The following is a 19,395-nucleotide window of genomic DNA, read 5'->3' as shown; positions in this document are numbered from 1 at the left end:
TCGCTCACCGTCAGTCGCCCACCGTCAGGCAGAACGGGTGGCCGGCGGGGTCGAGGAAGACGCGGAAGCTGCCGTCCTCGCTCGGCTGGACCTCCGACTTGGTCGCGCCGAGCGCGAGCACCTGCTCCTCGGCCTTGTCCAGGTCGTCGACCGTGGTGTCGATGTGCACCTGCTGGGGGCGCTCCCGGCTCGGCCAGACCGGCGGCTGATAGTCGTCCGCCCGCTGGAACGCCAGCCGCATCGGCGAGCCCGTCTCGGTGACCACCACCCAGTCGCCTTCGTCGACGGCGACGGGCCACCCGAGCAGCCTGGAATAGAAGCCGGCCAGCGCCTGCGGGTCCGGGCAGTCGATCACGGTGGACCGAAACTCCGCGATGCCGTTCATGACACACCTCCGAAACGGTGACGACCGGCAACAATGGGAGGCATGGCTGCCAACTCGTTCATGGTTCCGCTCGGCACACCCGCACCTCCGTTCGACCTGACCGCCGTCGACGGCGGCAGCGTCTCGCTCGAAGACCTGAAGGGCTCCCCCGCCACCCTCGTGGCCTTCCTGTCCAACCACTGCCCTTACGTCCGCCATGTCGAGCACAGCCTGGGCGCGCTGGCCGCCGGTTACGGCTCCCGGTTGTCGGTCGTCGCGATCTGCAGCAACGACAGCGTGAACTACCCCGACGATGATCCGACACACCTGGCCGAGCAGGCCGCCCGCGCCGGCTTCACCTTCCCCTACCTGCTCGACGACACCCAGGAGGTCGCCCGCGCCTACCGGGCCGCCTGCACGCCGGACTTCTTCCTGTACGACGCGGAGTTCAGGCTCGTCTACCGGGGGGAGTTCGACGGCTCCCGCCCGCACAGCACCGTCCCGGTGACGGGCTCCTCCCTGCGAGCCGCCATCGACGCCCTGCTGTCCGGCGCGCCCGTCCCCGCGGACCAGACGCCGTCCATCGGCTGCGGCATCAAGTGGAAGCCCGGCAACGAGCCCGCCTGACACCGCTCGGCCCGCTGCCCCCGTCAGAGGCGCCCGTACGGAATCCGTACGGACGCCTGAGGCGGGGACCTGGCGGGGTGCGCCGTAAGCCTTCAGACGAGCTGTGAGTGGCGCGTGGAGGCACTCACGGCGACCGGGGCGCGGCTGCGCTCCACTCAGAGAGGCCGGGGCGGCGCTCAGAGTACGGAGACGACCCCGCGTGATGGCGGCACGGCGCGCGCCGAGGGCGTGACGCTCAGTGGCTCAGAGGGGCCGGGGCGAGGCGCTGCCGTGGTCCTCGCCCATCCATTCCGAGGACGTGGTGATGGCGGCGGGCAGAGACAGCAGGAGCTCGTGCGGCTCGCCGCCCTGCCAGGCACGGATGAGGCGGTTGCCGGCCTCGCCCGGGTCGAAGTCCTCGCAGCCGAGCGGCCCGTAGCAGCCGGCCTGGTCGAGCATCAGGATGAGCGGATCGTCGTCGGGCAGGCTCGCGGCGTAGGCCGCGGCGTCGAGCAGGCCCAGGGCACATCGGGCGTTGCGGCCGCCGTCGTTGGACTCCACACGGTCCAGGCGGCGCCTGGCCTGGCCACGGAGATACGCGGCGAGCGATTCGGACCTGCTCAAGACGACCTTCTTCGATCACGCACACTTTGGGCTACGACATCATCACGCAAAGTTAGCAGTGATCGTGGGACGTTCGCCAAGTCCAGCCAGTCGCCACCCCGCAAAAACCGATCCATGAGGCATGAGGGATCATCTGTGACATGGATGCGTTCGACGACCTGTTTGCCGCTAACACGAAATTCGCCAGGAAGTTCAAGAACTCGCGACTCACGGGCACGGCGGCGCGCGGCCTTGCCGTCGTCACCTGCATGGACTCCCGCATCGACCCCCTTGGCCTGCTGGGCCTCAAACCGGGCGACGCCAAGATCCTTCGCAACGCCGGCGCCCGCGTCACAGACGACGTCCTGCGCACCCTGATCCTGGCCGTCTACCTCCTGGGCGTCGAACGCGTGCTGATCATGCCCCACACCGACTGCGGCATGGCCAAGGTCAGCGACGCCGACGTGCACGCCCTCACCCAGAGCCATGGCGTCGACACCCGGAGCCTGGAGTTCCGCACCGTGCCCGACCAGGACGCCGCCCTGCGCCACGATCTCACCCGCATCAAGTCCTCCCCCTTCCTCCCGGAGGCCCTGCCGGTCAGCGGCGCCATCTACGACGTCCACACGGGCAGGCTCCTCCCCGTGCACTGACGAACACCGGCACCGGGGGCGAGCCCGGTCCTTCGTCTGCCCCGGCGACCGCCATCGCCGCCCCGGCCCCGGTGACCATGGCACCCGCGGGCCGAGACGGCAGCACCACCCCGAGCAGGCCGGGACCGGCACCACACCGCCGCGGCCGGAGACGAGCAGGGGCCGCAGCCGCGCGGAAGGGACGAGCCGCCCCACGCCAGCGCAGGACGCGATACGCAGGGCCCACCAGAGACGAGCAGACCCACGCAGGAGACGACAGGCACGGCCGCACAAGACGCAACGAGCAGGCCCACCCGAGGACGAGCAGACCCACGCGCGAGGCGACAAGCAGGCCCCGAGGAACCGACGAGCACGACGGCCACGACGGCGCCGAATACGACCGGCACGGCCCACCCCGGGCGCGACATGCCAGCCCACGTGGGAGGCGAGACCGCCTCACTCCTCCGGCGAGACGGGAGACGGCCCGGCGCCGGCGTCGTCAAGGCGCCGGCGGGACCGTGTGGCTCAGCCGTCAGGCGTCGATATGGTCGCGATCCACCTCGGCCGCGCTGTTGATGATGAACTCGCGGCGGGGTGCCACGTCGCTGCCCATCAGCAGGCTGAAGATGTTCTCCGCCTCCTGGACGTCCTCGATGCGGACGCGGCGCAGGATGCGGTGGCGGGGGTCCATGGTGGTCTCGGCAAGCTGGTCGGCGTCCATTTCGCCGAGGCCCTTGTAGCGCTGCACCGGGTCCTTCCACCGCTTGCCGCGCCGCTCCAGGTCTCGCAGGACCTTCTGGAGCTCGGCGTCGGAATAGCAGTAGATGTACTTGTCCTTGCCGCGCCCGGGGTTGGTGAGCTCGATGCGGTGCAGCGGCGGGACGGCGGCGAAGACGCGGCCCGCCTCGACCATCGGGCGCATGTAGCGGTGGAAGAGGGTGAGCAGCAGGCAGCGGATGTGGGCGCCGTCGACGTCGGCGTCGGCCATGAGGATGATCTTGCCGTAGCGGGCCGAGTCGAGGTCGAAGGAGCGGCCGGAGCCGGCGCCGACCACCTGGATGATGGCGGCGCACTCGGCGTTCTTGAGCATGTCGCTCACGGACGCCTTCTGGACGTTGAGGATCTTGCCACGGATCGGCAGCAGGGCCTGGAACTCCGAGTCGCGGGCCAGCTTGGCCGTGCCGAGCGCGGAGTCGCCCTCGACGATGAACAGCTCGCTGCGGTCGATGTCGTCGCTGCGGCAGTCGACGAGCTTGGCCGGCAGCGCGGAGTTCTCCAGGGCGCTCTTGCGGCGCTGGTTCTCGCGGTGCTCACGGGCGGCGATGCGGGCCTTGGCCGCGGCGACGATCTTCTCGAGCATGGCGCGCATCGGCTGCTTGAAGCCGCGCGGCGGGTTGGTGAACAGCTCCTTGAGCTCGCGGCTGACCACGTGGGAGACGATCCGGGTGGCCGCGGAGGTGCCCAGGACCTCCTTGGTCTGGCCCTCGAACTGCGGCTCCGGCACCCGCACGGTGACGACGGCGGTCAGGCCCTCGGAGATGTCCTCCTTGTTGACCGGGTCGTCGCCGTTCTTGAGCAGTCGCGTCTCCCGCAGCTGCTCGTTGATGGTGCGGACCAGGGCGCGCTCGAAGCCGGTGACGTGGGTGCCGCCCTTGGGGGTGGCGATCACGTTGACGAAGGAGCGCAGGGTGGACTCGTAGCCCTTGCCCCAGCGCACCGCCACGTCGACGGTGAGCTCGCGCTGCACCTCGGTGGACGTCATGTGCCCCTGGTCGTCGAGGACCGGCACGGTCTCGTGGAAGTGGCCGACGCCCTGCAGCCGCAGCACGTCGCAGACCGCCTCGTCACGGGCAAGGAACTCGGTGAACTCGGAGATGCCGCCGTCGAAGCGGAACTCCTCCTCGACGCGCTCCTCCTGCCTGCTGTCGATGACGACGAGGGTGAGGCCGGGCACCAGGAAGGCGGTCTGGCGGAGCCTGACGTGGATCTCGTCGAGCGAGACCTCGGCGTCGGGAAGGAAGATCTGCATGTCGGCCCAGAAGCGCACGCGGGTGCCGGTGACCCGCTTGGGCAGCTTGCCGCCGTCGCGCAGGCCGGACTTCTTCTTGAACTTGGCGGTGGGGCCGTCGCCGTCGAACACGCCGGGCACGCCGCGGCGGAAGCTGATCTCGTGGATCCTGCCGTCGCGGTCGACCTCGACGTCGAGGCGCGCGGACAGGGCGTTGACCACGGAGGCGCCCACGCCGTGCAGGCCGCCGGACGCGCCATAGGAGCCGCCGCCGAACTTGCCGCCCGCGTGGAGCTTGGTGTAGACGAGCTCCACGCCGGCCAGGCCGCTCTTGGGCTCGACGTCCACCGGGATGCCGCGACCGTTGTCGCGCACCTCGATGGAGCCGTCGGGGTAGAGCTCGACCTCGATGCGGTCGCAGTGGCCCGCGAGCGCCTCGTCGACGCCGTTGTCGACGATCTCCCAGAGGCAGTGCATGAGCCCACGGCTGTCGGTGGAACCGATGTACATGCCAGGTCGCTTGCGGACCGCCTCGAGGCCCTCAAGCACCGACAGGTGACGAGCCGTGTAACCCGCCTCCACTAGCGTCACTCCGGCTCCTCAGGTCTCATGTCATCGAACATGTGTGCGTAGCCTACCGTTCTTCCCCTACGCACGCGTACAAGCTTGCCATGGCGCCACGTTTGCTGTTACCAGCAGGCTGATCACCATTACTTTCGGACACATTCTGCTCTGGGCGTAGAGAGGGGGCGGTTGGGAACGTCCACGTCCGGTTAGATGTTGTCCAAGTGACTGACGCCAGATCCTCGCTTCGGCGGGGGTGACCCGAAAGGCGATACGTGACTGGAGCTCTTGCCCCCGTTAAGCCGCTGACGGCCCTCGACCGCTGCGACCGTTGCGGTGCCCAGGCATACATTCGCGCGACCCTGCCCGTGGGCGGGGAGCTGCTGTTCTGCGCCCACCATGGGCGTCAGCACATCGCGGCGCTGCGCGAAAAGGGCGCCGACATCCTGGATGAGTCGGCACGTCTCAGCGAAACCCCTTCATTTACCGCCCCCAACGACGAGCGCTGATGCACTCGTCGTGATGACATAACCACATATAGCGTCACAGAACGGCGATCCCGGCATGCCGGGATCGCCGTTCTGCTTAAAACCAAGATCCGCAACATGAAGATCTCGCACGTTCACCGCACGCGATAGTGATAATCGCCCTTCACCGCGAGCCCTTCGCTGCCGTACAACGCCCGCGCGCCCTTATTGCCTGCCGTGACCCCCAGATAGGCGGATGCCGTCCCGGCCTGCCGCGCGAGGGCACGCAGGACGCTGCGCGCCAGCCCGCGCCGGCGCGCCTCGGGCAGGGTTGCCATGCAGTAGACGCCCAGCGTGTCGCCCTGCGGCACACCCCGCCCCACGGCGACCGGCACGCCGTCCTCCTCGACGGCGGCGTACCAGGCGGGCACTCCCGTGCAGATGCGTTCCGCCTCCTCCAGGCCGGTGCCGTAGCGGCCGTCGACCGCCCACCACGTCTCCAGCCAGGCGCGCCACGGCCGTCCCTCCACCCGCACCTCGTGGGCGGGCGCGGAGGTGATCGGACCTGCCATGATCACGGTCGGGTCCACCAGCTCGTACCCCCGCCCGGCCAGCTCACCGTCGAGGTCGGGGGGCGCGCCGGGGCCGATGGAGAAGACGCTGCGCAGTTCCTTGCCGGCGTAGAAGGCCTCGGCCGCCTCGATCGCGCCGCCGAGATCGGCCGGGCTCCCCAGGGGCAGCACGGAGTTGGCCCGCTTGGTCACCCCACCGGCGTGTCGCAGGATCCAGCCGTCGTGCGAGCGCTGCTCGAAGGCCGGCCACGCCGCGTGCATGAGGAGGTCGAAATCCACCCCGAGAGACTAGCTGACGTGCGCATCACGGCCGGTGGGACGCGTTCCCGTTCGGGTGGCGGCGCCACGTCGTCCGGGACATCGCCGCCACAGGGCGGAAGTGATCAGGGGCAATTCCTGGATCCCGGGACTGCCCGGATCGGCACCCGGCCAATACCGGGGCCTGGCACTGTGACCAGGCGGGATGCCTAATAGGCTGCATCACTGTGCTGATTCTGCTGCCGCCGTCGGAGGGCAAGGCGTCCGAAGGGGATGGGCCCGCCGTGGGAGAGCTGTCGTTCCCCGCACTCGACCGCTCCCGTAAGCGCGTGATGAGCGCCCTGATCAAGGCCTCGCGCCGCCGCGACGCCCTCCAGGTGCTCGGCCTGTCCCCCGGGCTGGCGCCCGAGCTGGCGAAGAACCTGGCCGTCAAGGAGGCGCCCACACTTCCCGTGAGCGAGCTCTACACCGGCGTGCTGTACGACAACCTGTCGCTGGCCGGGCTCGGTGCCGAGGCACGGGCCAGGGCGGAGCAGAGCGTGCTGATCTTCTCCGGGCTCTGGGGAGTCCTGCGCGTCGGTGACCGGATCCCGCCCTACCGGCTGTCCATGGGGGTGAACCTGCCTCCGATGGGCGGGCTGGGGGCGTTCTGGCGGCCCGCGATCACCGCCGAGCTGGACCGGCTGCCCGGGCTCGTCGTGGACATGCGCTCGGCCACCTACGCGGGCGCGTGGCGGCCCGGCGAGCGCGGCGTGTCAGTGCGGGTGCTGAAGGACGGCAAGGTCGTCAGCCACATGGCCAAGGCCACCCGCGGTGAGATCGCCAGGGCGCTGCTGGAGAGCGGGCTGACCCCGTCCACGCCCGACGAGCTGGCCAAGGTGCTCGACGACCTCGGCTACGTGACGCGGCCTGCGCCGGGCAGGCTGGACGTCCACATCTGAAGCGGTCTCACCCCACCACGGCCGCCGGCTCCGAGGAGCCCGGACGACATCTCGGGAAAGGGAAAGGGGCACGGCCGATCGGCCGTGCCCCTTTCCGACGCGATGCCTAGTCCAGGTAGTCGCGCAGGACCTGCGAGCGGGACGGGTGACGAAGCTTGGACATGGTCTTCGACTCGATCTGCCGGATGCGCTCACGCGTCACCCCGTAGACCTTGCCGATCTCGTCCAGCGTCTTCGGCTGACCGTCGGTGAGGCCGAAACGCATCGACACGACGCCCGCCTCGCGCTCCGACAAGGTGTCGAGAACGGAGTGCAGCTGCTCCTGCAGCAGCGTGAAGCTGACGGCGTCGGCCGGCACGATGGCCTCGGAGTCCTCGATGAGGTCGCCGAACTCGCTGTCGCCCTCCTCACCCAGCGGGGTGTGCAGGGAGATCGGCTCGCGGCCGTACTTCTGGACCTCGACCACCTTTTCGGGCGTCATGTCCAGCTCACGGGCGAGCTCTTCCGGCGTGGGCTCGCGGCCCAGGTCCTGCAGCATCTGCCGCTGAACACGAGCCAGCTTGTTGATCACTTCGACCATGTGGACCGGGATGCGGATGGTCCGCGCCTGGTCGGCCATGGCGCGCGTGATCGCCTGCCGGATCCACCACGTGGCGTAGGTGGAGAACTTGTAACCCTTGGTGTAGTCGAACTTCTCGACCGCGCGGATCAGGCCCAGGTTGCCCTCCTGGATCAGGTCCAGGAACAGCATGCCGCGACCGGTGTAGCGCTTGGCCAGCGACACCACCAGACGGAGGTTGGCCTCCAGCAGGTGGTTCTTGGCCCGGCGGCCGTCCTCGGCGATCCACTCCAGCTCGGCTCTGACGTCGACCGGCAGGCTGTCGATCTCACCGCCGCCGAGCTGCTCCTCGGCGAACAGGCCGGCCTCGATCCTCTTGGCCAGCTCGACCTCCTGCTCGGCGTTGAGCAGGGGGACCTTGCCGATCTGCTTGAGGTAGTCCTTGACCGGGTCGGCGGTGGCACCCGCGGCGGCGACCTGCGCGACCGGGGCGTCATCGTCGTCGTCGGACAGGATGAGGACCTCGTCCTCGGTCTTCTCGACGACCGCCACGGCCACCTCCGCGGCCTTGGGCTCGTCCTCGGTCTCGTCGTCGCCCTCGGCCTCGGCCTCGGGCTCGGCGACGATCTCCTCGTCCTCGACGTCGATGTCCTCGAGGTCCTCCAGCTCCACGTCCCCGTCGAGCTCGATGTCCTCGTCGTCGACGCCCTCGGGCGACTTCGGCTTGGTCTCGGCAGGCCCAGCGCTGTCCGACTTGGCCTTCTTGGCGGCCACGGCAGTGTCTGGCTTGGCCTTCTTGGCCGCCGGCGCGGCCTTCTTGGCAGGAGTCGGCTTCTTGGCCGCCGGCTCGGCTTCGGCGGTGCCCACGACCGCGGTGACGGTCTCGGGCTGCTGCTCCTTGGCGGCTGCGGCCGCCTTGGTCTTGACGGGGGCGGCAGTGCGGCGCTTTGCTGGACGCGACTTCTTCGGCGCAGCCGAATCCGCGGCGGTCACCACCACGGTCACGCCCTCTTTGCTGAGGTTCCGCAAGAACGCGGCGGCGTGCGACATGGGGATGTCCGCCTCCTCGAAGGCCTGGCGGACATCCTCAGACTCGAGGAAACCCTGCGAGCGCCCACGCTCGAGCAGTCGCTGAATGACGGGCTCGTTCAGCTCTTGTGGCTTCGAGCGAGTCGAACTTGCAGGCGACACGAACACCTCTCGAACGAACGCGTGGCGACAATGGACCCAGATGCCCGCTGGGGGGCTGTTGCCTCTCTCGGAGATCGGTGAGGCCGTGCGGACCGCGACGGACCTGCCCAGCATTCTGGCACGACCTTGCACTCCATACGGCCACCTCCCGGCGGTTGTCCTCCACCCTAGGCCGACCCAGACAGTAGTGCGTACCGAAGGGCGGCACCGATACCCGAAAGCAACCCTTATGACTGTTTCATTCAGTCACTCTTCGTGGCGGGCGGCACGTGAATGGCCAGGGCGGTAACGTCATCATCCTGTTCATATCCCGACAACATCCGGTCAACCAGGAAGTCCAGCAGCATGTGTGGACTACTCACCACCTCAGGCGGCGCTTCGGTCACAACACTGCAAATCTCTGCGAGTCCGGCGTCCAGCCCGCGCTTGCGGTTTTCCACCAGTCCGTCGGAGTAGAGCACGGCCGTATGGCCGGGCGGCACCACGAACCGGAACTGCCTTCGGCTGGTCGGCCAGCCTAGCGGAGTGCCCGGCTCCGCATCGCAGAGAATCGCCGTGCCCTGCGGAGAAACCAGGACGGGCGGCGGATGGCCCGCCAGCGCGAGCGTGCCCTCGCCGGTGACCGGCTCGACCACCATGTAGGCGAGCGTGGTGACCTGCTCCTCCTCTTCGGTGGCGTCGAAGACCCGGTCGAGGCCGGTCAGCACGGCCGCGGGCGGCGGGTTGGTCAGCGCCAGCGCCCGCATGGCGTTGCGGATGCGGCCCATCCCGGCCGCCGCCTTGACGCCCTTGCCCATGACGTCGCCGACGACCGCCGCGACCCGGCCGTCCTGCAGCACGAACGCGTCGTACCAGTCGCCGCCGACCTGCACGTGGCGGCTGCCCGAGCGGAAGCGCTGGGCCAGCTCCAGCCCCTTGATGACCGGCAGGCGGTCGGGCAGCAGGCTGCGCTGGAGGGTCTCGGCGGTGCGGTGCTCGCGCTCGAACAGCGTGGCCCGCTCGACCGCCAGCGCGCACTGGCCGGCCAGCGCCTCCAGGAAGACGCCGTCCTCCTGGGAGATCTTCTGCGGCCTGGTGAAGGAGAAGCGCAGCGCGCCGAGCGCCCGCCCCGCGGCGAGCAGCGGCAGGCCCACCCAGGCCCGCTCGTCGCTGTTGGCGAGGTAGTTGCCCAGCACCTCCGGGTCGCCGCCCGCTTCGAGAAGTTGGAGCTTCAGGCTGTCGGGCGACTCGGCGAACACCGGCCGGCGGCTGTTGACGGCCATGGTCATCACACTGGAGTGGGAGAGCGGGATCTCCTCGCCGGAGGCGCCGGACGCCTCCGGGATGCCCTCGCCGTTGATCAGCTTGAGTGCCGCGCGATCGGTGTCGAGCAGCGCCACGGCGGAGCGGTCGGCGGCCAGGGCGGTGCGGCCGACGTCGATGATGACCTGCACCACCTGCTCGACCGTCAGCGCCTCGGCGAGCATCGCCGTGGCGCCCTGGAGCCTGGCCGTGCGCAGCGCGGCGGCGCCGAGCTGGTCGGTCAGCCTGCCGCGCATCTCCTCGGCCTCGCGCTGAGGTGTCACGTCGGTGTTGGCGCCCACCCACTCCACGACCCGGCCGTGCCGGATGATGGGCACGGCGCGCACCTCGAAGTGGCGGAAGCCGCTGGCCCTGGTGCGGACGCGGTAGTTCCACTCGAACATGGTCCGGCCGCGCAGCGCCTCCTTCCAGGCCTCTTCGGTGTGCTGGCGCTCCTCCGGGTGCACGGCCTCGAGCCAGCCGTAGGCGAGGTATTCCTCCAGGCCCTGGCCGGTGATGGCGCGCCACTGCGGCGCGTCCTCGACGACCGTGCCGGTCGGCGAGGTGATCCAGACCAGCTGCGACTGCGCCTCGACCAGCGAGCGGTAGCGCTCCTCGCTGCGGCGCAGATCCTCCTCGACCTGGCGGCTCTCGGTCACGTCGAGCCCGGCCAGCGCGACGGCCAGCAGGTCGCCCGACTCGTCGTGGACCGGCGAGAACGACATCGACCAGTAACGGGCCTCGCCCTCCGCCGAGCGCACGCGCACGCGCCGCTCGGTGACCGGGGCGTCACTCTCGATGACGGCCTGGAAGCCGTGAACGACGATCTGGGTGATGTCGGGGGCCAGCGCCTCGGCCGGGGCGCGGCCCAGCAGCCGCTCGGCCGGCACGCCGACGACGTCGGTGAACACGTCGTTGACCCGCTGGATGCGGCCGTCGACGTCGAAGAAGGCAAAGGCGAACTCTGCCTCGGACAGCAGGCCCTCAAGGAGGGCGGAGTCTGAGATGTCCACATCCGACTCCCGGGGACGGGGAACGGAGGTCTCGGCGCTCATGGTCGGCACCTCCGTCGCGTGCCAGGGTCTCCCACGCGGCACATCTCCATAATCGTGTATCGGCGTAGCGCAGCTCCGGGCGACCGGATTCTGCAGTACATCATCGGCGATGGGCATGCGCGGACGGAAGCCCCGGCCGCCATACGGTCAACGCATCCTGTCAAAATCGCTCCACGTTGCGCAGCAAGATCAGGCTACTTGGCCTTCGCCGCCTGCTTGGCCTCCTGTTTGGCCGCCCGTACTCTGCCCAGGCTTTCGGCGTCGACCACATCGGCGACCGACCGGAACGACCCCTCCTCGCCGTAGGGACCGGCGGCCTCACGCCATCCTGACGGTTGGACCCCCAACTGCTTGCCGAGCAATGCCAGAAAGATCTGGGCCTTCTGCTTGCCGTAACCAGGCAGATCCTGCAGGCGCTCAAGCAGCTGTTTGCCGTCCGCGGCGTCTTCCCAGATCCGCTCGGGCTTGCCTTCATAGTGCTCGACCAGGTAGGCGGCGAGTTGCTGCACCCGGGCCGCCATCGACTTGGGGTAGCGGTGGACCGCCGGTTTGGCGGCGAGCAGCGCGGTGAACGCCTCGGGGTCATAGGAGGCTATCTCTTCGGCGGTGAGCTCGTGCCCGATTCGCTCGGAGATGGTGTATGGCCCCGTGAACGCCCATTCCATCGGCACCTGCTGATCGAGCAGCATGCCGACGAGCAGGGCGAGCGGGCTGCGACCGAGCAGTTCGTCGGCCTCGGCGCGCTGGGTGAGCTGGATGCGCATGGGAACAGCTTCGCACGAAAGCCGTTCCGGAGAAGCGAACAAAGGCGTTGCGGAGGCTTGACACCGGCGCGAGAAAAGATGAAATGGGAGCGCAAGTCGCCTGCGTCCATTCCTGGGGGTTTGCCCCTGGGCATCCAGAGGAATCTCACATCTATGCTCGCTCTGGCCACACGCTTCCTCAAGGAGCCGGTCAGTCTCAGGCTGGCCGAGGAATTCCTGACCGTGCCCGTGGACACGATCGACAGGTGTGTCGCCGACGTGTGCGCCTGCGCGCACCATCTCGGCATCACGGCGACGCCCGAGATCGTCGAACGGATCGCCCGCGAGCACCTGCTCGCCATCGTCAACTCCGCGCCACCGCCGCGGAGCCCTCGATAACATCGGAGTCACCAGGCCGCGTTCTACGCACCGTTTGCGCCTGGAATGCGAGAGAGTGAGGGCGTGCGCCGACACCGACGAGACCCCCGGGAGAGCACCCCGCCAGACGATGTGTTCAAGGAGATGGTGCAGGCGGCCCGCGAGCTGCTTGCCGTGCGCAGCCCGCTCGACGCGGAGCTGATGGTCTCCGACATGGTCGGCGCCTGGTGGGGCAGGCGGGTGCGGGGCGGCGACGTCGAGCAGGTTCTCGGCGAAGGGCTCGTCGACTACGCGGCCAAGGCAGGCACGCCGGCGTCGCTGACGCTGCTGATCTGCCTGGCCTATCTCGGTACGGCGCGGCAGGGCGCGAAGGCGGAGGGCGCGGCGCTGGCGATGATGGAGTCGGGCGTGGCCCGGCCCGGCTGGGCGGACAGGGTCGGCGCGGTCAAGCCGACCGGCTGTTACGTCTCCCGCGACGCCTACGGCGACCAGGACACGGTGATCTGCACGTTCGCCTACCGGTGGAACGAGGACACCACCCCCAGGCACCACCAGGACCGGCACGCGCTGGTCGTGGTGGTCGATCACAACATGTCCGGCATGGCGCGCGACGCCTGGGTCTCCTCGCAGGTCGACAAGCTGCTGGAGCAGGCCAGGGCGGAGGCCGCGGGCAACCCGATGCTGCTGTTCGAGCAGATCGAGTGCCAGCAGGCCAGGGCGCTGCTCGAATCCGCGATGAAGGCCACCAAGGAGCCGAAGACGCCGCCGCCCGTCAGCGACAGCTACAGCGCCTACCACGCCTTCGCCCGGGCCCGGCTGAAAGCGCTGCCGCCGGGCCGTAAGCGCCCCGCGCCGCTGCACATCGAGGCGCCCTACAGCCGTGAGCGGCGGGCCATGCTGGCGGCCGAGTTCCTCGCCTCCGACGCGGCCGAGCACCTGTCGGACCCCTCGTCGGCCTCCCGGTGCGCCGACCACATCATCGACTACGGCTGCGAGCAGGACTTCAGCAGGCCGCTGCGGGTCAGCCCGACCAAGTGCGAGACGTTCCTGCTGGACTGGCTCCCCCGCAAGGTGATGCTGTCGGTGGCCGAGCAGGAGGCCATGCCGCACGTGCTGGCGGCCTGGGTCCGCTTCGCCGCCCAGCGCACCGGGCTGCCCGAGCCCGGGCTGAGGGCCACACTGGACGCGGTGTGGGAGGCCATCGGCAAGTTCCCCGAGTCCTACCGCGATCCGACGTCGTTCGGCCTGGACAGGCCGCTGCTGGAGCGGCTGCTGCCGGACGGCGACCTGTCCGCGCTGGCCAGGCGGGCCTTCGCGTTCCCGTTCCTGCAGGGCACGCACAACGGCGCCGAGCTCGACCGGCTCAACCCGGCCGACGAGGCCGACAGGCGGATGCTGTTGGAGATCGACCATGCGGGGGCGCTCGACGAGGAGCATCTGGCCTGGCACGAGGAGATCGCCACCAGGCTGTGGGAGGGCGATCCGCCCCAGCTCTGGGAGGCCGCGCAGCGCCTGCTGGATCTCGGCCACGACCGGCACGACGTGCTCCACGTGCTCATGGAGATCGCCGAGCGCATCGGCGGCGACCCGGACGAGCTGGCCGCGGCCCTGGACGACATCGCCGACATCCCCGACGAGATCTAGATTCGTACCCATGTCGATGTACACCTGCCTGGGGGCCGGGCGCTATCAGGCGTCGGAGCACACGCAGGGCCCCTGGGACCCCGCCAGCCAGCACATGGGCCCGGTCACCGCGCTGATCGCGCACGAGCTGGCGCTGACCGCGCCACGTCCCGGCCTGGAGCTGTCCAGACTGGCCGTCGACGTGTTCGCGCCCGTACCCGTGGGAGAGCTGGAGGTGCGCACCGACGTCGTGCGCGACGGCAAGCGGGTGCAGTGCCTGTCGGCGTCGGTGTTCTGCGGCGGCCGCGAGCACGCCAGGGCGTCGGCCTGGCGCGTCCGCGAGGCGCCCACGCCCGCCACCTCCGTCCGGACCCCGCCGCCCATCCCGCCCGAGCAGCCCGGCCACTGGCTGTCGAGCGGGTTCGGCTACGGCCGGGCGACCGACTGGCGCTTCGCCCGCGGCGGCGCCATGGCGATCGGCCCCGCCACCGCCTGGGGCCGGGTCAGGGTGCCTCTGGTCGAGGGCGAGGAGATCACCCCGGTCGAGCGGCTGGCGCTGTTCGCCGACAGCGGCAACGGCATCAGCATCGCCCTGGACTTCGACACCCACCTGTTCGTGAACGTCGATCTGACGATCTCGCTGTTCAGGTCGCCCGCCGGGGAGTGGATCTGCATGGACGCCGAGACCGTGATCGGCCCGTCAGGCCGCGGCCTGACGCGCACCACCCTGTACGACCAGAGCGGCGAAGTGGGCACCGCGACTCAGACGCTCTTCGTCGCGCCGAGGTAGCCGCTACCGCCATGATGGGATGCATGGTGATCGACCTCAACGCGGACCTCGGCGAGGGCTTCGGCATCTGGCGGCTCGGCGACGACATGGCGCTGCTCGACATCGTCACGAGCGCCAACATCGCGTGCGGATTCCACGCCGGCGATCCGGTGACGATCAGGCGCACCTGCGCGGCCGCCGTCGACCGCGGCGTGACGATCGGCGCGCAGGTGTCCTACCGCGACCTGGCCCACTTCGGGCGCAGGGAGATGGAGATGGAGCCGGAGGAGCTCTGCGCCGAGGTGCTCTACCAGCTCGCCGCCGTCGACGGCATCGCGCGGGCGATGGGCGGGCGGGTCTCGTACGTGAAACCGCACGGCGCCCTCTACAACCGGATCTGCCGCGACCGGGAGCAGGCCGCCGCGGTGATCGACGCGGTCGCCGACTACGACCCGTCGCTCCCGGTGCTGACGCTGCCCGGGTCGGTCGTGCACGAGGTGGCGGCGGCCGAGGGCGTCCCCACCGTCGCCGAGGCGTTCGCCGACCGCGCCTACACCTCGGCCGGCGCGCTGGTGTCGCGGCGCGAGCCCGGCGCGGTCATCCACGACGCCGCGGAGGTCCCCGCCCGCGCCGTGCGGATGGCGGTCGAGCACACGGTGACCTCCGTCGACGGCCAGGAGGTGGCGGTCTCGGCCCGCTCGATCTGTGTGCACGGCGACACCCCGGACGCCATGAGCCTGGCTCGCGCCGTTCGCGACGGGCTGCTCGGGGCCGGAGTGGTGCTGCAGGCCTTCACATGACCACGCGCGTGAGCGCTCGCCCGGGCATGGTGGCGGTGTGATCCGGCGGGCCGGAGAGCACGGCCTGCTCGTGGAGACCGGGGCGCTCGACGTGTCACACCGCCTGGACGCCGCGCTGCGGGCCGAGCGTCCGGACGGGGTCGTGGAGGTGGTGCCGGGGCCGGAGACGGTGCTCGTGGTGGCTCCAGGAGCCGACCAGGGCAGGTTGCGGACCCGCCTGGGGGAGTTGCTGGCCCGGTGCGGGACCGGCGCGCCCGCGCGGGCGCCCGGGGCGGGACAGGGCGTGGTGACGGTCCCCGTGGTCTACGACGGCGCGGATCTGGAGTCCGTGGCGCGGATCGCCGGGATCTCCGCCGACGAGGTGGTCGCCCGGCATACCGGCAGTGAGCTGGTGGTGGGGTGGCTGGGGTTCTCCCCGGGGTTCGCCTATCTGATCGGCCTGGATCCGGTGCTGCACGCGCCCCGGCTGGCGACGCCGCGCACCTCGGTGCCCGCCGGTTCGGTGGCCGTCGCCGGCCCCTACTCCGCCGTCTATCCGGCGGCCTCCCCCGGCGGCTGGCGGCTGCTCGGCCGCACCGAGCTGCGGGTGTGGGACGTCGCCGCCGATCCGCCGACGCCGTTCCGGCCCGGCACCCGCGTGCGGTTCGAGGCCGCATGATCGAGGTGCTCGCGCCCGGCCCGCTCGCAACCGTCCAGGACCTGGGGCGGCACGGTCATGCCCATCTGGGGGTGCCGAGCTCGGGGGCCGCCGACGCGGGCAGCCTGCGGCTGGCCAACCGGCTCGTCGGCAACTCCGAGGGGCTGGCGGGGGTCGAGCTGACGTTCGGGCTGGCACGGCTGCGGTTCCTGGCGGGGGCCTGGGTGGCGCTGGCCGGCGCGCCGTGCCCGGTATCGAGCGGCACGGCCCGCGGGGCGGGGATGGGCGCGCCGTTCTGGGTCCCCGAGGGGGGCGAGGTACGGCTCGGGGCGCCGTCGTGGGGGTTGCGCACCTATCTGGCCGTTCGCGGTGGGATCGCGGTGGAGCCGGTGCTGGGCAGCCGCTCCACCGATTCGCTGTCGGGGCTCGGGCCGCCGCCGCTGCGGGCGGGCACGGTGCTGCCGGTCGGCTCCCCCACCGGGGCGGGCGGCATCCACGTGGATCTGGCGCCGCCGCGCGGCCCCAGGCCCGCCGTGCTGCGGGTGCTTCCGGGGCCGCGCGACGACTGGTTCGTGCCCGGCGCCCTCGCCTCGATGTGCGCGGGACCGTACGAGGTGAGCCAGGACAGCAACCGGGTGGGTGTGCGGCTGCGCGGGCCCGGCCTGGCGCGGGCCAAGGAGGGCGAGCTGCCCAGCGAGGGCATGGTGACGGGGGCCGTGCAGGTGCCGCCGAGCGGCGAGCCCATCGTCTTCCTCACCGACCACCCGCCGACCGGCGGCTACCCGGTGATCGCGGTGGTGTCGGAGGCCGACCTGGCGGTCGCCGCCCAGCTCAGGCCGGGTGACGAGGTACGTTTCAGCAGCCGGCCCGCGCGCTGACGGCCGGGCGTCAGAGCTCGACCTGGCCGCTGACGCAGGTGATCACGGAGCCGCCCACCCAGATGTCCTGTCCCTCCGTGGTGATGCGGATCCGCCCGGTGCGGCCGAGCGCCGTGCCCTGGCTTGCGACGTAGGGGGCGGAGACGCGGCCGGTGCGCAGCAGCCACTGGGCGACGGAGGCGTTCAGGCTGCCGGTGACAGGGTCCTCCGTCACGCCACCGGGGATCGGGGAGAACGCGCGCACCTCGTAGGCGTGCGGCGACCCCGGCGGGTAGGGGCCGACGACGCCGGCGTCGACCGGCACCCGCTGCGGCTGCAACGCGAGCACCGCCTCGGCGTCGCGGAGCAGGATCGCCACCCAGCCGGGCCCGTTGTCGGCCCACTCGGCGTCGACGATCTCGCCCCTGGGGATGCCGAGCGCCTCGGCCATGTCCTGGACGAGGTCGTCCTCCACCGGTCCCGACCGCAGCAGCGGCGGCGCCGCGAAGGCCAGCGACGCGCCCTCGTCTCGGACGCGGACCAGCCCGGCCCCGCACTCCTGCACGACCGTCCCCGCCTCGCGCGGCACGCCGCCCGCCTCCAGCCAGGCGTGGCAGGTGCCGAGCGTGGGGTGCCCGGCGAAGGGCAGCTCGGACGAGGCGGTGAAGATGCGGACCCGGTAGTCCGCCTCGGGCGTGGTGGGCGGCAGCAGGAAGGTGGTCTCGGACAGGTTCGTCCAGTTGGCGAACCGCTGCATCTCCTCGCCGCTCAGCCCTTCGGCGTCGTGCACGACCGCGAGCGGGTTGCCGTGGTAGGGCGTATCGGTGAACACGTCGACTTGCCGGAATGGGCGCAACATATCGGTGAGTGTCTCAAAAGCGTTTCGAGCGGCGCAGCTCCGGGGGGCGCCCGTCGGGGTCGACCGCGACCCTGTAGAGGGGCAGCACCAGCGTCCTGGCCAGACGGCTCAGCTCGGCCCGCGGGTGCGGGCGCACCCGGCCGGGCGGCCTCTCCCCGCGACGCCCGCCCCGATGCCAGGCGTCCAGCCTCGCGGCCGACTCGGCGAAGGCGTCGAAGGCCGCCTTCGGATCGCACAGGTCGTCGAGGCCGGCCGGGTCGCGGTCCAGGTGCTCGGCCGCGAGGGTCAGCCGCAGGTCGCGGGCGAACCTGCGGGCGCCGCCCGGCGGGCGCGGGTCGGGCTCCTCGTCGAGGACCGCGCAGCTCAGCTCGGAGTCGTACGTCCACGAGCGGAGGTTGACGTTGTCGGAGCCGACCGTCGCCCACACGTCGTCGACCACGCACACCTTGGCGTGCACGTACACCGGGGTGCCCGCGTGGTTCTCCAGGTCGTAGACGGCGACCCGGTCGCCGCCCGCCCGGTGCAGCCTGGCCAGCGCGTCGGCCCGGCCGATGAGGCTGGCGGGGCCGGCCAGCCAGCCGTCCTGGTCGGCGTGGCGCGGCACCACGATGATCATGCGCAGCTCCGGCTCGCGCTCCAGGGCGGCGGCGAACGGCTCGATGACGTCGGTGGACCACAGGTACTGGTCCTCCAGGTAGATCAGCGAGCGCGCCCTGCCCAGCACCTTGTGATAGGCCCTGGCCACGCTGCGCTCCCCGTGGGGCGCGAAGGGGTAGGCGGAGCGCCGGTAGGGGTAGGTGCGCAGGAGCTGCACCGCGTGGGTCCCGGCAGGGCCGGGGGGCGGGCCGGGCTGCGGCAGCGGCGGCACGTCGTCCATCCGGTCGAAGTGGTCGCGCAGGCGCCGGATCGGCTGGCGGGTCTCCGGGGCGGGGTCCTCCCACCGCTCGCAGAAGACCTTCTCCACCTCCGCCACCGCCGGGCCCTGGATCGCCACCTGCGCGTCGTGCCAGGGCGGCCGCTCTCCGTAGGCGCGCGGCATCGGCGCGGCCTGCGGGTCTCCCCCGTGCTCGGCGTCGTCGCGGCGGCCGTGACACAGGTCGATGCCACCGAGGTAGGCGACATCGTCGGCGAAACGCTCGGGCCTGTCGTGCCGCAGGATGACGAACTTCTGGTGATGGGATCCGCCTGGGCGCACCCGGGTGTCGAGCAGGCACTGGCCGCCGGCGGCCTCGATCTCCTCACCCAGGTGCCGGTTCTCCTCGGCGCTGAAACGCAGCCGGTCCAGGTGGGAGCGCCAGATCAGTCCTCTGACCAGGGCTCCCCTGCGCGACGCCTCGGCCATCGCCTGCGCGACGCCGGGGCCGTCGTCGGTGAGCCGTTCGTCGGGGTCGCCGCGCCAGTCGGCGAACAGCAGCAGGTCGTCCTTGCCCAACCGGTCCACCCTGGCCTGAAGGTCGGCGAAATAGGAGGCGCCGTGGATGAGGGGGCGTACCAGGTTGCCGGTCGTCCAGGGCGCCAGCTTGGTCGCGGGATTGCCGCGCTCCTCGTCCGTGAGAAACCACTCCGCCAGCTCCATCCGCCCACGGCTACCCCGCTCGGCCGCGCGCAATCCCCCTGCACGCCGCAGA

At 70.9% G+C, this 19,395-nt stretch carries 19 protein-coding genes; 10 read left to right on the top strand and 9 right to left on the bottom strand.

Translation table 11 applies throughout. The annotated features are described in order from the left end of the window. Positions 1 to 10: 10 nt before the first annotated feature. Positions 11 to 385 carry a VOC family protein gene (locus V5E28_RS35330; protein ID WP_336213537.1) on the bottom strand — a complete coding sequence of 125 codons (375 nt, stop codon included), beginning with the start codon at positions 383 to 385 and terminating at the stop codon, positions 11 to 13. A gap of 42 nt (positions 386 to 427) precedes the next feature. Here V5E28_RS35330 and V5E28_RS35325 point away from each other — a divergent pair, with 42 nt between their 5' ends. Beyond that, the gene (locus tag V5E28_RS35325; RefSeq protein WP_336213535.1) at positions 428 to 991 is read left to right on the top strand and encodes a thioredoxin family protein; all 564 of its coding nucleotides are present in this window, start codon (positions 428 to 430) and stop codon (positions 989 to 991) included. A gap of 243 nt (positions 992 to 1,234) precedes the next feature. On the opposite strand, the gene V5E28_RS35320 is transcribed toward V5E28_RS35325, so the two are convergent. Continuing rightward, positions 1,235 to 1,594 (bottom strand): hypothetical protein, encoded by a 360-nt coding sequence (locus tag V5E28_RS35320; RefSeq protein ID WP_336213534.1) that lies wholly within the window; start codon positions 1,592 to 1,594, stop codon positions 1,235 to 1,237. Positions 1,595 to 1,734: 140 nt separating this feature from the next. On the opposite strand from V5E28_RS35320, the gene V5E28_RS35315 reads away from it, so the two are divergent. Beyond that, positions 1,735 to 2,226 (top strand): beta-class carbonic anhydrase, encoded by a 492-nt coding sequence (locus V5E28_RS35315; protein WP_336213532.1) that lies wholly within the window; start codon positions 1,735 to 1,737, stop codon positions 2,224 to 2,226. A 511-nt stretch (positions 2,227 to 2,737) separates the two neighbouring features. Here the strand turns inward: V5E28_RS35315 and V5E28_RS35310 are convergent. Continuing rightward, the gene (locus tag V5E28_RS35310) at positions 2,738 to 4,804 is read right to left on the bottom strand and encodes a DNA gyrase/topoisomerase IV subunit B (RefSeq protein ID WP_336213530.1); all 2,067 of its coding nucleotides are present in this window, start codon (positions 4,802 to 4,804) and stop codon (positions 2,738 to 2,740) included. 248 nt (positions 4,805 to 5,052) lie between these two features. On the opposite strand from V5E28_RS35310, the gene V5E28_RS35305 reads away from it, so the two are divergent. Continuing rightward, on the top strand, positions 5,053 to 5,286 hold the full coding sequence (locus V5E28_RS35305; RefSeq protein WP_336213528.1) for a DUF7455 domain-containing protein: 234 nt from the start codon (positions 5,053 to 5,055) through the stop codon (positions 5,284 to 5,286). Between the two features lie 113 nt (positions 5,287 to 5,399). Here the strand turns inward: V5E28_RS35305 and V5E28_RS35300 are convergent, their stop codons facing one another. Continuing rightward, the gene (locus V5E28_RS35300) at positions 5,400 to 6,095 is read right to left on the bottom strand and encodes a GNAT family N-acetyltransferase (RefSeq protein ID WP_336213527.1); all 696 of its coding nucleotides are present in this window, start codon (positions 6,093 to 6,095) and stop codon (positions 5,400 to 5,402) included. A gap of 206 nt (positions 6,096 to 6,301) precedes the next feature. On the opposite strand from V5E28_RS35300, the gene V5E28_RS35295 reads away from it, so the two are divergent. Next, entirely contained in the window at positions 6,302 to 7,015 is a 714-nt protein-coding gene (locus tag V5E28_RS35295; RefSeq protein ID WP_336213526.1) for a YaaA family protein, read from the top strand. Positions 7,016 to 7,121: 106 nt separating this feature from the next. Here V5E28_RS35295 and V5E28_RS35290 read toward each other — a convergent pair whose 3' ends face one another. The 3 genes from V5E28_RS35290 to V5E28_RS35280 all read right to left on the bottom strand — a co-directional run bounded on the left by V5E28_RS35290 (position 7,122) and on the right by V5E28_RS35280 (position 11,865). After that, positions 7,122 to 8,765: an RNA polymerase sigma factor gene (locus tag V5E28_RS35290; protein WP_336213524.1), complete on the bottom strand. Its 1,644-nt coding sequence runs from the start codon at positions 8,763 to 8,765 to the stop codon at positions 7,122 to 7,124. A 242-nt stretch (positions 8,766 to 9,007) separates the two neighbouring features. After that, the gene (locus V5E28_RS35285) at positions 9,008 to 11,101 is read right to left on the bottom strand and encodes a SpoIIE family protein phosphatase (protein ID WP_336213523.1); all 2,094 of its coding nucleotides are present in this window, start codon (positions 11,099 to 11,101) and stop codon (positions 9,008 to 9,010) included. 194 nt (positions 11,102 to 11,295) lie between these two features. Continuing rightward, the gene (locus V5E28_RS35280) at positions 11,296 to 11,865 is read right to left on the bottom strand and encodes an HhH-GPD-type base excision DNA repair protein (protein ID WP_336213521.1); all 570 of its coding nucleotides are present in this window, start codon (positions 11,863 to 11,865) and stop codon (positions 11,296 to 11,298) included. A 153-nt stretch (positions 11,866 to 12,018) separates the two neighbouring features. On the opposite strand from V5E28_RS35280, the gene V5E28_RS35275 reads away from it, so the two are divergent. The 6 genes from V5E28_RS35275 (at position 12,019) to V5E28_RS35250 (ending at position 16,929) form a co-directional block, all read left to right on the top strand. Beyond that, entirely contained in the window at positions 12,019 to 12,243 is a 225-nt protein-coding gene (locus V5E28_RS35275; protein WP_336213519.1) for a hypothetical protein, read from the top strand. A gap of 123 nt (positions 12,244 to 12,366) precedes the next feature. Then, positions 12,367 to 13,866 (top strand): hypothetical protein, encoded by a 1,500-nt coding sequence (locus tag V5E28_RS35270; protein ID WP_336213624.1) that lies wholly within the window; start codon positions 12,367 to 12,369, stop codon positions 13,864 to 13,866. Positions 13,867 to 13,876: 10 nt separating this feature from the next. Continuing rightward, positions 13,877 to 14,635, top strand: coding sequence for a thioesterase family protein (locus V5E28_RS35265; RefSeq protein ID WP_336213517.1), 759 nt, complete (start codon positions 13,877 to 13,879; stop codon positions 14,633 to 14,635). Between the two features lie 23 nt (positions 14,636 to 14,658). After that, complete coding sequence (locus V5E28_RS35260) at positions 14,659 to 15,414, top strand: LamB/YcsF family protein (RefSeq protein WP_336213515.1); 756 nt, start codon at positions 14,659 to 14,661, stop codon at positions 15,412 to 15,414. Between the two features lie 37 nt (positions 15,415 to 15,451). Next, complete coding sequence (locus V5E28_RS35255; protein ID WP_336213513.1) at positions 15,452 to 16,072, top strand: 5-oxoprolinase subunit B family protein; 621 nt, start codon at positions 15,452 to 15,454, stop codon at positions 16,070 to 16,072. Further along, entirely contained in the window at positions 16,069 to 16,929 is an 861-nt protein-coding gene (locus V5E28_RS35250) for a biotin-dependent carboxyltransferase family protein (protein ID WP_336213512.1), read from the top strand. Before V5E28_RS35255 ends, V5E28_RS35250 begins: the two co-directional genes overlap by 4 nt. Positions 16,930 to 16,939: 10 nt before the next feature. On the opposite strand, the gene V5E28_RS35245 is transcribed toward V5E28_RS35250, so the two are convergent. After that, a complete protein-coding gene (locus V5E28_RS35245) occupies positions 16,940 to 17,767 on the bottom strand; it encodes a PhzF family phenazine biosynthesis protein (protein WP_336213510.1) in 828 nt (275 codons plus the stop codon). Between the two features lie 13 nt (positions 17,768 to 17,780). Then, the gene (locus tag V5E28_RS35240) at positions 17,781 to 19,343 is read right to left on the bottom strand and encodes a phospholipase D family protein (protein ID WP_336213509.1); all 1,563 of its coding nucleotides are present in this window, start codon (positions 19,341 to 19,343) and stop codon (positions 17,781 to 17,783) included. Between the last annotated feature and the right edge of the window lie 52 nt (positions 19,344 to 19,395).

Source organism: Nonomuraea sp. LPB2021202275-12-8, from assembly GCF_037044575.1.
Taxonomy (GTDB): Bacteria; Actinomycetota; Actinomycetes; order Streptosporangiales; family Streptosporangiaceae; genus Nonomuraea.
This window is presented reverse-complemented; position numbering and strand designations above follow the sequence as displayed.

Coding starts and splice junctions, on each gene's coding strand:
- V5E28_RS35280 (WP_336213521.1), bottom strand. CDS start 11,865: ATGCGCATCCAGCTCACCCAGCGCGCCGAGGCCGACGAACTGCTCGGT.
- V5E28_RS35240 (WP_336213509.1), bottom strand. CDS start 19,343: ATGGAGCTGGCGGAGTGGTTTCTCACGGACGAGGAGCGCGGCAATCCC.
- V5E28_RS35275 (WP_336213519.1), top strand. CDS start 12,019: ATGCTCGCTCTGGCCACACGCTTCCTCAAGGAGCCGGTCAGTCTCAGG.
- V5E28_RS35245 (WP_336213510.1), bottom strand. CDS start 17,767: ATGTTGCGCCCATTCCGGCAAGTCGACGTGTTCACCGATACGCCCTAC.
- V5E28_RS35325 (WP_336213535.1), top strand. CDS start 428: ATGGCTGCCAACTCGTTCATGGTTCCGCTCGGCACACCCGCACCTCCG.
- V5E28_RS35330 (WP_336213537.1), bottom strand. CDS start 385: ATGAACGGCATCGCGGAGTTTCGGTCCACCGTGATCGACTGCCCGGAC.
- V5E28_RS35250 (WP_336213512.1), top strand. CDS start 16,069: ATGATCGAGGTGCTCGCGCCCGGCCCGCTCGCAACCGTCCAGGACCTG.
- V5E28_RS35260 (WP_336213515.1), top strand. CDS start 14,659: ATGGTGATCGACCTCAACGCGGACCTCGGCGAGGGCTTCGGCATCTGG.
- V5E28_RS35270 (WP_336213624.1), top strand. CDS start 12,367: ATGGTGCAGGCGGCCCGCGAGCTGCTTGCCGTGCGCAGCCCGCTCGAC.
- V5E28_RS35265 (WP_336213517.1), top strand. CDS start 13,877: ATGTCGATGTACACCTGCCTGGGGGCCGGGCGCTATCAGGCGTCGGAG.
- V5E28_RS35315 (WP_336213532.1), top strand. CDS start 1,735: ATGGATGCGTTCGACGACCTGTTTGCCGCTAACACGAAATTCGCCAGG.
- V5E28_RS35285 (WP_336213523.1), bottom strand. CDS start 11,101: ATGAGCGCCGAGACCTCCGTTCCCCGTCCCCGGGAGTCGGATGTGGAC.